At 32.5% G+C, this 13,290-nt stretch carries 10 protein-coding genes; 2 read left to right on the top strand and 8 right to left on the bottom strand.

Features of this window, described 5'->3' with window-relative positions; all coding sequences use genetic code 11:
• The first annotated feature begins 271 nt into the window (after nucleotides 1-271).
• Together gldJ and C8N26_RS12970 are read left to right on the top strand one after the other, a co-directional pair.
• Complete coding sequence (gene gldJ / locus C8N26_RS12975) at nucleotides 272-1,975, top strand: gliding motility lipoprotein GldJ (RefSeq protein WP_028892777.1); 1,704 nt, start codon at nucleotides 272-274, stop codon at nucleotides 1,973-1,975.
• Between the two features lie 63 nt (nucleotides 1,976-2,038).
• The gene (locus C8N26_RS12970; RefSeq protein ID WP_120187627.1) at nucleotides 2,039-3,292 is read left to right on the top strand and encodes a UDP-N-acetylmuramoyl-tripeptide--D-alanyl-D-alanine ligase; all 1,254 of its coding nucleotides are present in this window, start codon (nucleotides 2,039-2,041) and stop codon (nucleotides 3,290-3,292) included.
• On the opposite strand, the gene C8N26_RS12965 is transcribed toward C8N26_RS12970, so the two are convergent.
• The 8 genes from C8N26_RS12965 to udk form a co-directional block, all read right to left on the bottom strand.
• On the bottom strand, nucleotides 3,289-4,140 hold the full coding sequence (locus C8N26_RS12965) for an N-acetylglucosamine kinase (RefSeq protein WP_120187626.1): 852 nt from the start codon (nucleotides 4,138-4,140) through the stop codon (nucleotides 3,289-3,291). The genes C8N26_RS12970 and C8N26_RS12965 overlap by 4 nt on opposite strands.
• A 70-nt stretch (nucleotides 4,141-4,210) precedes the next feature.
• A complete protein-coding gene (locus tag C8N26_RS12960; RefSeq protein ID WP_120187625.1) occupies nucleotides 4,211-4,726 on the bottom strand; it encodes a DUF2892 domain-containing protein in 516 nt (171 codons plus the stop codon).
• Between the two features lie 61 nt (nucleotides 4,727-4,787).
• Entirely contained in the window at nucleotides 4,788-7,934 is a 3,147-nt protein-coding gene (gene ccsA, locus C8N26_RS12955; protein ID WP_120187624.1) for a cytochrome c biogenesis protein CcsA, read from the bottom strand.
• Nucleotides 7,935-8,039: 105 nt separating this feature from the next.
• The gene (locus tag C8N26_RS12950; protein WP_120187623.1) at nucleotides 8,040-8,918 is read right to left on the bottom strand and encodes a phosphatidylserine decarboxylase; all 879 of its coding nucleotides are present in this window, start codon (nucleotides 8,916-8,918) and stop codon (nucleotides 8,040-8,042) included.
• 5 nt (nucleotides 8,919-8,923) lie between these two features.
• A complete protein-coding gene (gene scpA, locus C8N26_RS12945; RefSeq protein WP_120187622.1) occupies nucleotides 8,924-10,987 on the bottom strand; it encodes a methylmalonyl-CoA mutase in 2,064 nt (687 codons plus the stop codon).
• Complete coding sequence (locus C8N26_RS12940; protein WP_120187621.1) at nucleotides 10,980-12,326, bottom strand: methylmalonyl-CoA mutase subunit beta; 1,347 nt, start codon at nucleotides 12,324-12,326, stop codon at nucleotides 10,980-10,982. Before C8N26_RS12940 ends, scpA begins: the two co-directional genes overlap by 8 nt.
• Nucleotides 12,319-12,642: an FtsB family cell division protein gene (locus C8N26_RS12935; RefSeq protein WP_028892789.1), complete on the bottom strand. Its 324-nt coding sequence runs from the start codon at nucleotides 12,640-12,642 to the stop codon at nucleotides 12,319-12,321. Before C8N26_RS12935 ends, C8N26_RS12940 begins: the two co-directional genes overlap by 8 nt.
• A 1-nt stretch (nucleotide 12,643) precedes the next feature.
• Nucleotides 12,644-13,249: a uridine kinase gene (udk, locus tag C8N26_RS12930; protein ID WP_120187665.1), complete on the bottom strand. Its 606-nt coding sequence runs from the start codon at nucleotides 13,247-13,249 to the stop codon at nucleotides 12,644-12,646.
• Nucleotides 13,250-13,290: the final 41 nt, after the last annotated feature.

Below are 13,290 nucleotides of genomic sequence, written 5' to 3'. Positions count from 1 at the left end.
TTTTGGATTACTTTTCTGTATTACATAAACGATAAGACAAAGAATATATTATATAGTTGTTTCTAATTTACTTCTTATAATGTTAGAAATAATAAATTTTATAAGGTGGTTATTTTAATCTTTTTCTTAGATTCGTAATACTAAAGTGTAAAATGTATCGTTTGTAATCTAGCAAGGTTAAGGTTGCAAAAAGAGAATTTGTAGTTAAATTAGTTGTAAGAAATTAGAAATATTGTAAATTGCGACACCCTTAAAAAACAGTTTAAAATACATGAAAAGTACGTTAAAATTATTTAGTTTATTGGCGATCACTGGCTTGCTGATTACTTCTTGTAAGAGTAATGGAGGAAGTGGTTCAAGTAAATCCTCTCTAACTGGTTGGAACTTTAATGATCCTAGTTATGGTGGTTATTTAAAAGGGAAGTACAAAGAAGGTAAAAATGTTCCCCCTGGAATGGTTCATATTGAAGGTGGTACCTTTACTATGGGACTAGTACAAGATGACGTAATGTTTGATTGGAACACGACCCCTCAAAAAATGCACGTACGTTCTTTTTATATGGATGAAGTAGAGGTAACTAATGCAGAATATGGTTTATTTATGCAATATACTAAAGATGTGTTCCCTCCAGAAGATCCACAGTTTAAAAATATTTATCCTTCTATTTTACCAGACACCTTAGTTTGGAGAAAAGGTTTAGGAAATACAAACTTATTATCGGAGAGTTACTTACGTCACCCATCGTATGCAGAATATCCTGTGGTTGGTGTTAGCTGGATTCAAGCTAATAAATACTGTAAGTGGCGTACAAATGCATTAAACTTAAAGATTTTAATGGATAAAGGTGTAATTAAAAACATCTTTAAAGACGATTCATTAAGTTTTAAAGGACAAAATAATTTTGATACCGATACGTATTTAACGGATCCATATGCAATTTTTGATGGTGATTCGACTATTTATAAAAAAGGTATTCCTGTACCAAGAGTTAAAGGAGAACCAAAACCAGCGAAAGGATCGTTTACAGGAAGACAAGTAACTTCTTCAGATGGTATTTTAGCACAGAAATTTAGACTTCCTACAGAAGTTGAATGGGAATACGCAGCAAAAGCTATTTTTGAAAACCGTGAGTATAACAACATTAGAGGTAGAAAAAAATATGCTTGGAGTGGAAAGTATACACGTGATAGAGATAAGCGTAGAAGAGGAGATCAGTTAGCAAACTTTAAACAAGGAAAAGGAGACTATAGTGGTATTGCTGGATGGAGTAGTGATGGTTCTGATATTCCTAACGCAGTAAGAAGTTATCCACCTAATGCATTTGGTTTATACGATATGTCGGGTAACGTTGCTGAATGGGTAGAGGATGTATACAGACCAATTATCGATTCAGAAGCAAATGACTTTAACTATTTTAGAGGAAATATTTTCACGAAAAAGTTAATCAACGAAGATGGTAAAGTTGTGATCGTTGGAGACGGAGAAGTGGAGTACGATACTTTAGAAAATGGTAGAATTGTAGCAAAAGATTTACCAGGAAGTGTGAAGTATATTCCAATTACTAAGGAAGATACGTACATGAGAAGAAACTATAACTTAGCGAATAACTCTAGTTTAGGTGATGGAGACCAAGCCTCTTCTAAGTTCTACGGATTAGATAAGGATCAGTTAGATCGTTCGTCTAGAATGTATAACTCTCCTCAAAAACCAGAAGCTGAAGTAGATTCTTTAGGAAATGCTATAGAGAATTACAAATATGACGATAAGAGAAGAACTACGTTAATTAGTGATAAATCTAGAGTGTATAAAGGAGGTTCTTGGGCTGATAGAGAATATTGGTTAGATCCTGCACAAAGAAGATACTTCCCAGAGTATATGGCAACTAATTACATCGGATTTAGATGTGCTACTGATAAAATGGGACCAATGGTGTTAAACAAAAGAAAGACTGCAACACCAGATAAAGTAAAATAATTACAGTTTTAATTATAGAAAAAACCTCATTGAATCTCAATGAGGTTTTTTTATTTTTACAAGATGAAGATAGAAGATTTATATCAGTTATATAGCATTCACGGATTAGTTGATACTGATACCAGAAACATTAGACAAAACACGATTTTCTTTGCCCTAAAAGGAGAAAATTTTAATGGAAATAAGTTTGCTGAAGAAGCGATAGACAACGGAGCGAGTTATGCTGTAGTAGATGAAGAAGCTTACAATACTTCTGAAAAAACTATCTTGGTAGATAATGTTTTAGAAACGCTGCAAAAGCTAGCAAATTACCATCGTAATCAATTAGGATTGCCTATTATAGCGTTGACAGGAAGTAATGGTAAAACGACAACCAAAGAACTAATCAATGCTGTGCTTTCAACAAAGTATAAGACAACTGCTACCGTAGGAAATTTAAATAATCATATTGGTGTTCCATTGACTTTATTGTCAATGAATAGAGATACTGAAATTGGTATCGTAGAAATGGGAGCCAATCACCATAAAGAAATAGCTTTTTTATCTGAAATCGCAGGACCTGATTATGGGTATATAACTAATTTTGGAAGCGCACACTTAGAAGGGTTTGGTTCGCTTGAAGGCGTGGTAAAAGCAAAATCTGAGCTGTATGAATATCTTAGAAAACATAACAAAAAAGTAATAGTCAATCCTAATGATGCTAAACAAATAGAGCATACTAAAGGTATGGATAGTGTATGGTTTAGCAATGATATTAAGTATTTAGATGCTGATCCGTTAGTTAGATTTTCTTATCAAGAAAAAATAATAACAAGTAATTTAATAGGAGTATATAATTTTGCAAATATTTCTGCAGCTATTACAATAGGTAATTATTTTAAAGTTACTCCAGAACAAATTAAAGAAGCAATTGAAAACTATATTCCGTCGAATAATAGATCACAAGTTATAAAGACGGAAAGAAACACGATAATTTTAGATGCTTACAATGCAAATCCAACAAGTATGAAGGCTGCTTTAGAGAGTTTTGAAGCACTTAAATCAGCTCATAAAACAATTATTATAGGTGATATGTTTGAATTAGGAGAGTACAGTTCAAAAGAACATCAAAAGATTGCAGATATAGTTCAGGAATTTAATTTCAACAGCGTGTTTTTAGTAGGAGAAAACTTTTACAAAACTACAACTGAATTCAAAAAGTTTAAAAACTTTACAGAGTTAGCAGAGTATCTGAAGTTTAACCCTATAAATAAAAGTACAATTTTAGTAAAAGGATCAAGAGGAATGGCTCTTGAAAGAGTAGTTGAGTTTTGTTAAAAGTTGTTGTTCCTATGAAATTCTACTAAATTATCGATTGGGCGTTGGATAACATCAGTAATAACTAGATTGTTTTTAGCAGCTACTTTCTCTAAAATATCTCTGAAATAGTAAGCAACTGACCCAATGAAGTAAATAGGTGTCTTTATGTCTTTCTTAAAAGGAAGAACTCTATAATAAAAGAAATCTTGTAATCCTTTTTTTATCATTTTTCTGATGTATTTTTCTTCTTTATGTTCAAACATAAAACGGGCAAAAGAAGCTAGATACATATTAGCGTTTGGTTTTCTGTACAAGTTCATTTTTACGATATCCGTATCCAATTCAAAAGAACTTTCAAATGCTGTAGCTATTTTTTTAGGCATTTTTTTATAGTAATAGTCACGAAGGAGTTGTTTTCCGAAGTAATTACCGCTAGCTTCATCCATAAGAGTGTAACCAAGAGAAGGAGCTGTAGTAGTCATTTTTTTTCCATCAAAATAACAGCTATTTGAGCCTGTTCCTAAAATACACACAATGCTAGGGTTATTTCCAGAACTAGCATATACAGCAGCCAAAGTATCTTCAGAAACAAAAACAGTAGCTTTTTCAAAAATTGATTTTAAAACTTGTTGTAAATTTTCAGCAGCTTTAGGGCTACCACAACCTGCTCCATAGAAATGGATTTGTTGTACCTCGTTTTGTATTGAAAGTAATTCTTCTGTATTGTTTATTGTACGAAGCATTTCTTCTTTTGTGAGTACAGAAGGGTTTAAACCTAAAGAAGTAGTTCTAAAAACTTCTTTTTTGTGGTCATTAAGAGCAATCCAATCAGCTTTTGTAGAGCCGCCATCCGCAATTAAAATCATTCTTTATACTTTTATAAGCTAAATATATGATTAAATAAGATTAGAAAAACCTCAAAAAAACGAAGAAATATTAAATCTTCTTCATTTGTTGTTTCATCATTTGCATTTGCTCTTTAAGCATTCCATGCTTGTCTAGTTTTTTAGCTTCAGCCATTAAATTTGTAGCTTCTCTTTTTCTACGTTTAGTCATTGCTATTCCTGCTAACTGTAATTTAGCCATGGCTAAATCATGATCCATAGCTAAACCTAATTTAACAGCTTTCTTTAAATACTTTTCAGCTTGAGTTATGTTCGTTTGAGATAACATAATTCCGTGTAAGTAGTTGTAGTAACCTTCTTGTTTTCTAGTTAATGCTGCTGAAGGATTTTTAATATATCCTAGCCATTTTTGAGCCCCTGGAAAGTTTTGTTTACGTAGCTGTAAAAAAGCTAAAAGAATAAATTCGTTTTTGAAGTAAAATAAAATAAATAGTCCAGCAAGTAGAAGTATTGATATTCCATTCATTATATGCCCTTGGGTAAATTCATATACAGACCATACAGTTATTAATGTAGCTAGAGCTAATTTTATATTTTTATTGAACATAATTGTTTTTTCTTTTTGTCGGTTTGCAAAAATACATTTTTTTAACAGAAAAACTGTCAACTTATTTCTTGTAATACTTTTTGTTTTTTATCCAAGCGGCAATTCCTAAAATGGCTACAAATGCTACAGAATAATATACAGATGTTGGAGTAATTACTTTATCTCCACTAGCGTATGAATGCAGTCCTGATAAGTAGAAGTTTACCCCAAAATAAGTCATCATAATAGAAGCAATAGCAATGATAGAAGCTAAGTTAAATGTATATCTTCCTCGTAAACCAGGTATTAATCGCATGTGCAATACAAAAGAATATATCATTATAGAAACTAAAGCCCAAGTCTCCTTAGGGTCCCAGCCCCAATAACGTCCCCAACTTTCATTTGCCCACATTCCTCCTAAAAAGTTACCTATAGTAAACATTACCAATCCAACAGTCAACGCCATTTCATTGATAATTGTTAACTCTTTAATGTGTAAATCCATTTTCTTTTTATTCTTTTTGTTTGTGAAAATGATTAAGAATAAAGCAAATATTCCAAGAATCATTCCCAAAAAGAAAGGTCCGTAAGCGGCAACAATTATAGAAACGTGTACATATAACCACCAAGAGTTTAATACTGGTTGTAAGTTGGCAATTTCAGGATCTAACCAGTTTTGGTGAGCAAAAGCTAAAATTATTGAGACTAAAAATGTTGATGCTGCAATTGTTAATGAAGATTTTTTTCCTAAGATTAATCCAAACAACATAGTTGCTAATCCAACAAAAATAATAGACTCATAAGCATTACTCCATGGAGCATTACCACTAATGTACCATCTAGCTGTTAATCCTAATAGATGAAAAATAAATAAGAAAATTACAACACCTATCAATGCTTTCACAACACTACTAATCCATGGTTTGTTGTTGAAAATTTGAAAGAAAACAAATACAATTAAAAGTAAACTTGCATATCCGTAATATTTAGAAAGCTTTACAAAAATATTTAGTTTGTTGTAAGCTATTTCTAAATTGATTTTGTCTTTAGAAGGAATTACTTCTGAACCAAATTTTTGTTGGAATTTCTTAATTCCCTCTAAAACCTTGTTGGTTTCAGTATAATCTCCCGATTTTTTTGAAGCTTGTAACAACTGTAAGTATACAGGTAATGACTGACGCACAAAAACAGAGTCTGTTCCTTTAAAATTAGCTTGTAGTGTTTCTGGTTGCGAAACCCATTTGTTGTTTTCGTCGTTAGGGATTGGGTAAATACGTAAAATACCGCCTCCTAAGGCTTGCGATAATAACCAAACTCTTCTTTCAATTTTAATAGCGTCTTGTTCAAATTTATTTTGAATTCTTTTCTTTTCAGCTTCAACAACAAGCTTACTAATTTTAGAAGAACCGTCAGGATTGTAAAAATCAATAAAACGAGCATATTCTGTGTCTTCTGGAAGACCTAAAATTTCTCTAATTTGTGTGTTTCCTTTTTCTAGATACACAAAAGGAACATTTAACCAAAGCATTGGGTTTTCTGTAATAGATAGTAAAATTTGGCTAGGATCCATGTCTTTAAATTTATCGACATGTGCTACTTTTCTAACTAATTCCGAAGCAAAAGTATGAGCAGGCTTCATACGTCCTCCAGCATCTTGAATAACTAAAGAACTGAATAAATCAGCGTGTTTGTTGTTTACTTTGTTTGCGATTAAAATAGAATCAATTTGAGCTTCAGTAATTTGTTTAGGTTCATGTTGTTTGTGTTGACTAAAACCAGCTAAAGAAATAAATAAAGCGATTACTGATAATTTGGCTTTTTTATTACGGATTTTAACTAGTGATTGTTTTAAGTCATAAAAACGAGTTCCTTTTACAAATAATATAGCAGTCATACCAAAGAATAATAAAAAGTAACCGATATAAGTAATCCAAGTTCCCCAAAAATCGTGGTTTACTGATAGATGTGTTTGTTCGTGTTCACCTTCGATTTTATAGCTAGATTGGAAGAATTTATACCCTTTATAATCTAAAATATGGTTCATGTAAATTCTATAATCAAAAGTTTCTTCAGGAGAAATTACTGTAACTTCACTAGCATAGGCAGCAGCACTTTCTGAACCAGGGTACTTTTCTAACTGAAAGTCATTTAATTTTATACTAAAAGGAGTTTGTAATAATTTAGAACCATACCAAGCTCTGAAGTTTAAACCACCAACGCTAAATTCTTGCTGATTAGCCACGTTAAATTTACCTCCATAAAACTCTACACGTTCAGTTTCTCCATTAGTAGTAATATCAAAAATAACGGTGTCGTACTTTTGATCGTCTTTTTTACCTCTTACCGTTTTAATTTCTCCTTTTTCAGGTGATTTTGGAACAACGAATTGTAATCCATTTATGTTATGAAGTGTTAAAAACTGGAAGTGTTGTGTGCTATCTTTAACTATTAATCCCTTTTTTTGATCAGCCATTCTAAGCCAATCACCATCATTTTTTGAAGTCATTTTTAAACTACCATCTTCATAGAAGAAGTTAATTGAGGCAGCGTTTCTATCTTCAGCTTCAAAACCAACTAAAATATTATGAATGTTTTCTATAGTACCCTTTTTAACATAGTGTTCATGTCTAGTTCCATCAGAGCTCTCAACAAAAAACAAGTGTTCTGTTCCGTTTTCATCGGGTATCATTTTAGTCTCAGACCAAGGAATATAATCAACTAAATTAAAAGTAACTTCATGATTTTTTCCATCTTTTTGAGGTTTGAAGTTTTCTGTAAAAGTAGCTGAGTTTTTGCCCCATGCAGAGAGTAGTAATTTATTAGCGGTAGTTTTTTGAAACTCGCTATTATCAATAATCACATTTAAATAAGTGTGTTCTGAATAGAATTGATTAGTGGTTTCTCCTTCATCAATAACCATTAAACCTTCATAACTGATGTATCTTGTAATACCTGCTCCAATTAAAATTAAAAGGAAAGACACATGAAATAATAATACAGCCCACTTTTCTTTTTTATATAATCGGTACCTGAAAATGTTTCCAAAAAAGTTGATTACAAAAAATACCATGATTAACTCAAACCACCAAGTGTTATACACTAATGCTTTTGAGGTTTGTGTTCCGTAGTCATTTTCAATAAAAGTGGCAACTCCCATGGCAATGGCAAAAGCAAAAAATAATATGGCCATTAAACGGGTAGAGTAGAGGGTGTCTAAGATTTTTTTCATCAGTAAATCTGCTAAGTATAAAACGACGCAAATTTACGGATTAAAGCTCTAATCACCCTAAGAAATTAATCATTTTTAAAATGTAAAATGTTAAAGTTATGTAGGTTATTTTCCTATTTGTTCTCCCATTTTAACAAAGGTTTCCATTTTGTTTTTAGTGTTAGCTAAAATATCTTCGTCAATAGTGATTTTTGAGCTATCAACTAATAACACAATAGTAGACCCTCCAAAAGCAAAATATCCCATCTCATCGCCTTTTTTAACCTTTGTATTTGGGGTGTAAGTTTCAATAATACTTCCAACCATCGTAGCGCCTACTGGAGCAATGATAATATCTCCTTTATTCTGTGTTTTTAAAGTGCAGAATTCTCTTTTGTTTTCACAAAATACTTTGGTAAAGTTTGAAGCTAAAGCATAAGGTGATACTGAAAAATAACGTCCTTTAATTTTTGTTACTTCAGAAGGAATTCCATCGTAAGGGAAGTGGTAACGATGATAATCGTTAGGTGCCAATCGAAGTATAATTAAAGAATCGTCTTTATGCTTTGTGGCTAGTTCTTTGTTGCCTAAAAATTCTTCTAAGGTGAATTTTCGTCCTTTAACAAAGAAGTTTTGAATATCTGAAATATTTTTAAATGCTAACATTTTTCCATCACCAGGAGAAACAAAACCTTCTTCAATAGGACGAGCGTCAGGTTTTAATTTTCGATAGAAAAAATCATTAAAAGAAATATAATCTTCTGAAGGTCTTTCAGCTTCGTTCATGTCAATTTGAAGCTCTCTAACAAAACTGTTTATTTTGTTAATAGAGTTAGGTTTGTTCATGAGCTTACCGTACCATGATGATAAAAATTTACGTTTAACCAATAGCAATAAAGCCATTTTACCAAACGGATTGTTGTATAGCAATTTTAAGTACCCTTCACCAGGAGGGGTTTCGGTAATTATTTTACCTGTTTTTCTATCAATGAATTTTATTTTCATAACCGTTAATCTTCAGTACTATCAATCAAAATAGTTAACATGTCAATAGCAGCTTGTGCAATTTTAGTTCCAGGGCCAAAAACACCTACAGCACCAGCATCAAACAAGAATTGGTAGTCTTGTGCAGGAATTACACCACCAACAATAACCATAATATCTTCACGGCCATATTTTTTAAGTTCAGCAATAACTTGAGGAACTAAGGTTTTGTGTCCTGCAGCTAATGATGAGATACCTAAAATATGTACATCATTTTCTATAGCCTGTTTGGTAGCTTCTTGCGGAGTTTGGAATAAAGGGCCTATATCTACATCAAAACCTAAGTCAGCATATCCTGTAGCTACTACTTTAGCACCACGATCGTGGCCATCTTGTCCTAATTTAGCAATCATAATACGTGGACGACGTCCTTCTAACTCAGCAAATTTATCAGCTAGTTCAGTAGCCTTTTTAAATAACTCGTCATCTTTTATTTCTTTACTATACACGCCAGATATGGTTTTATGCACTGCTTTATGACGTCCGAAAATAGTTTCAAGGGCGTCAGAAATTTCACCTAATGTGGCTCTGTTTCTTGCAGCTTTTACTGCTAAATCTAATAAATTTCCTTTACCTGTTTTAGCAGATTCAGTTAAATCGCTCAATGTTTTATCAACTTCAGCTTGATTTCTTTTTGATTTTAAATCGTTTAGTCTATCAATTTGAGATTGACGAACGGCTTCGTTATCAACTTCTAAAATATGTAAAGGGTCTTCTTGTTCTAGCTGATATTTATTAACACCAACAATTATATCTTGACTACTGTCAATTTTGGCTTGTTTTATCGCAGCAGCTTCTTCGATACGCATTTTAGGAATCCCTTTTTCAATAGCTTTGGTCATTCCTCCTAATTCTTCAACTTCTTGAATTAGCTCCCAAGCTTTGTTTGCAATTTCTTCGGTAAGTTTTTCTACATGATAACTACCCGCCCAAGGATCAACCGTTTTTGTAATATGGGTTTCTTGTTGTAAATATATTTGTGTGTTACGAGCAATACGTGCTGAAAAATCGGTAGGTAAGGCAATTGCTTCATCTAAAGCATTGGTATGTAAACTTTGTGTACCGCCAAAGGCAGCAGCCATAGCTTCAATTGCGGTGCGGGCTACATTGTTAAAAGGATCTTGCTCAGTTAAACTCCATCCACTAGTTTGGCAGTGAGTTCTTAATGCTAGCGATTTTGGGTTTTTAGGGTTGAATTGCTTTACTAATTTAGCCCATAACATTCTACCTGCACGCATTTTGGCAATTTCCATAAAATGATTCATTCCGATAGCCCAGAAAAAAGATAGGCGAGGAGCAAAGGTGTCGATATCCATTCCTGCTTCCAATCCTTTTTTTATGTATTCTAATCCGTCAGCTAAAGTGTATGCTAATTCAATTTCTGCTGTAGCACCAGCTTCTTGCATGTGGTACCCAGAAATAGAAATTGAATTAAACCTAGGCATATTTTCAGAAGTATATCTAAAAATATCAGCAATAATTTTCATTGATGGAGTAGGTGGGTAAATGTAAGTGTTACGCACCATAAACTCTTTTAATATATCATTTTGAATAGTTCCTGATAATAATTCAGGAGCTACACCTTGTTCTTCGGCTGCTACAATATAAAATGCCAAAATTGGTAAAACGGCTCCGTTCATGGTCATGGAAACCGACATTTTATCTAGTGGAATTTGATCGAACAAGACCTTCATGTCTTCAACAGAATCAATAGCAACCCCAGCTTTTCCAACATCACCTTGTACACGTTCATGGTCTGAGTCGTACCCTCGGTGTGTAGCTAAATCAAAAGCAACTGATAATCCTTTTTGCCCCGCAGCTAAATTTCTACGGTAAAAAGCATTACTTTCTTCTGCTGTAGAAAAACCTGCATATTGACGAATTGTCCAAGGTCTACGAACATACATGGTAGAGTAGGGGCCGCGTAAGTTTGGAGCAATACCAGCAACAAAATCTTCATGTTTGAAAGAGTTGTTTACTGCTGCTTGTTTTTTAGGTAATTGTATGTTTGATATATCTTTTCTACTCATTTTTTAAACGTTCTTGTTCAAGCTTTTCAGCTAATCGTTTTTGAATAATTGGTTGAATCAAGGTTTTTTCGTTACGTACCTCTAAGAAGGGAGAAACTTCTAGGTCTTGTTTCATTTTATCATTTTCATTCTGGATTTTGTTGGTGCCTAGTAATACTAGTTTTCCAGAATCAAATAAGTCTTGTTCTTTTTTAGCGGATTCTTTTATTTTTCGTTGAATAACGCCTTCTTTCAGTTGTTTTAAAAAGCCACCACCTTGTTCTATTTGTTTGAAAACTTCAAGTGCTTTTTGTGCGAGTTGTTGAGTGATGGTTTCAATATAATATGTTCCATCTGCAATGTTTTGTGCTTCAGCAAGCTGGCTTTCTTGTTGTAAAATTAACAACTGATTTCTTGAAATGCGCTCACCAAATTCATTCGGTTGATGGAATATTTTATCGTATGAATTATTACTAACTGTATTTGCTCCTCCTAAAATAGCGCTCATACATTCAGAAGTTGTACGAAGCATGTTTACATTATAGTCGTATATGGTTTTGTTTCGTAAACTTGGTTGAGCAAAAATATGAGCAGTAGCTTTGGTGTTGTATTCGCTTAATAAAGAATCCCATAAAATTCTAAAAGCTCTTAGTTTGGCAATTTCAAAAAAGTAATTGCTACCTACAGCAAAATTGAAATGAATGTTGTTTGCAACTGAGCTTCCGAAGTGATTTAAGTATTCGTTAGCATGTGCTAAAGCATAAGCTAGTTGCTGTGTAATTGTTGCTCCAGCATTTTGATAAATTGAAGTATTAACGCAAATAGCATTTTGTGAATTGTTTACTATTTCTTCAAGTTGATCGTGGTCACTTTTAAGGTTTGAATACCAGTTTCCTGAACTTGCTAAATGACCAATAATATCTGTATTAAAGTAACATTTTTCAGAGTTTATAAAAGAGGATACATCTTTAATAAAGTCTGAGGATAAGAAATCTAATGAAAAATAGATTGTGATATTTTCTGTGTCAATTCCTTTTAATAATATTTTGTAATCAAACTCTTTTTTAGCTAAAAATTGGATTGACGAAGCACCTCTTTGAAGTGAATCAATAGCAAACGTATTTGCCTTTTCTTCGTCGTTAATAAAAATTGACTGACAAATATTGAAACCTTCTTTAGGGATATTGACCTTTGTGTTTGTTCTGTCTTCTTTAGTATAAAAAGGTTTTACAGTAATTCCTTCTTCTGTTTTCCATAATAAGGTTTCGTTATAATCGGCTCCTTTAAGGTCTACTTGTATTTGTTGTTTCCATTCAGCGGGGTTAACTCCGTTAAAATCTTCAAATAAATAATCACTCATTACTTTTTATGGTGTCAAATTCAATAATATAAATATCTTCATCATCTTTCTTCATTAAATATTTTTCTCTAGCGTAGCGTTCTAGTTGAAGAGAGTCTTGAAGTTGTTGTATCGTTTGCTTGTCTTTTTTGATTTTCTTTTCATGATACTCAATCCAGCTTTTCAGTTCCTTAATTTCGGAATTAAACTCTCTATGTGTAAGGTACGAATTTTCGTCAAAAAAAAGCATCCAAACTACAAATACAGTAAGTATAATTACGTAAATATTAGTGGCGATTTTAAAGGATGGTTTGTTTTTAATTGATTTGAAATTCATGTTATAAGCGATCGTTAATTACGGTTCTTACAATATCAATAGCTACAGTATTATATCGATCATTTGGTATAATAATATCAGCGTAATTTTTTGTGGGTTCAATAAATTGTTGATGCATTGGTTTTAAGGTAGTTTGGTAACGGTTTAAAACTTCATTAACATCTCTACCACGCTCTTTAATATCTCTTCTAACTCGCCTAATTAAACGTTCGTCTGCATCAGCATGTACAAAAACTTTAATGTCACACAAGTTACGAAGATCTTCGCTATTAAAGATTAAAATTCCTTCAATAATAATAACCTTTCTAGGATGTGTTTTTATGGTGTCTTTAGTTCTGTTATGTGCTACAAACGAATATACTGGTTGTTCAATAATCTCTCCATTTTTTAACTCAGTTAAGTGTTGAACCATTAGTTCGAAATCAATGGCTCTTGGATGATCGAAGTTTATTTTGGTACGTTCTTCGTAAGTAAGGCTATCAGTTTGCTTGTAGTAAGAGTCTTGAGAGATAACACATACTTCATCAGCAGGGAGCTCATTAATAATTTGATTTACTACAGTAGTTTTTCCACTTCCTGTTCCTCCTGCAATACCAATAACAAATATGTTTTTCATTAAATCTTTGTAAAAATAGAGTTATGACAAAT

This window comes from Tenacibaculum lutimaris (genome assembly GCF_003610735.1).
Taxonomy (GTDB): Bacteria; Bacteroidota; Bacteroidia; order Flavobacteriales; family Flavobacteriaceae; genus Polaribacter; species Polaribacter lutimaris.
The sequence above is the reverse complement of the archived record's forward strand: the minus strand, read 5'-3'. Positions and strand labels throughout refer to the sequence as shown.

Coding starts and splice junctions, on each gene's coding strand:
- ccsA (WP_120187624.1), bottom strand. CDS start 7,934: ATGAAAAAAATCTTAGACACCCTCTACTCTACCCGTTTAATGGCCATA.
- C8N26_RS12970 (WP_120187627.1), top strand. CDS start 2,039: ATGAAGATAGAAGATTTATATCAGTTATATAGCATTCACGGATTAGTT.
- C8N26_RS12940 (WP_120187621.1), bottom strand. CDS start 12,326: ATGAGTGATTATTTATTTGAAGATTTTAACGGAGTTAACCCCGCTGAA.
- gldJ (WP_028892777.1), top strand. CDS start 272: ATGAAAAGTACGTTAAAATTATTTAGTTTATTGGCGATCACTGGCTTG.
- C8N26_RS12965 (WP_120187626.1), bottom strand. CDS start 4,140: ATGATTTTAATTGCGGATGGCGGCTCTACAAAAGCTGATTGGATTGCT.
- scpA (WP_120187622.1), bottom strand. CDS start 10,987: ATGAGTAGAAAAGATATATCAAACATACAATTACCTAAAAAACAAGCA.
- C8N26_RS12960 (WP_120187625.1), bottom strand. CDS start 4,726: ATGTTCAATAAAAATATAAAATTAGCTCTAGCTACATTAATAACTGTA.
- C8N26_RS12935 (WP_028892789.1), bottom strand. CDS start 12,642: ATGAATTTCAAATCAATTAAAAACAAACCATCCTTTAAAATCGCCACT.
- C8N26_RS12950 (WP_120187623.1), bottom strand. CDS start 8,918: ATGAAAATAAAATTCATTGATAGAAAAACAGGTAAAATAATTACCGAA.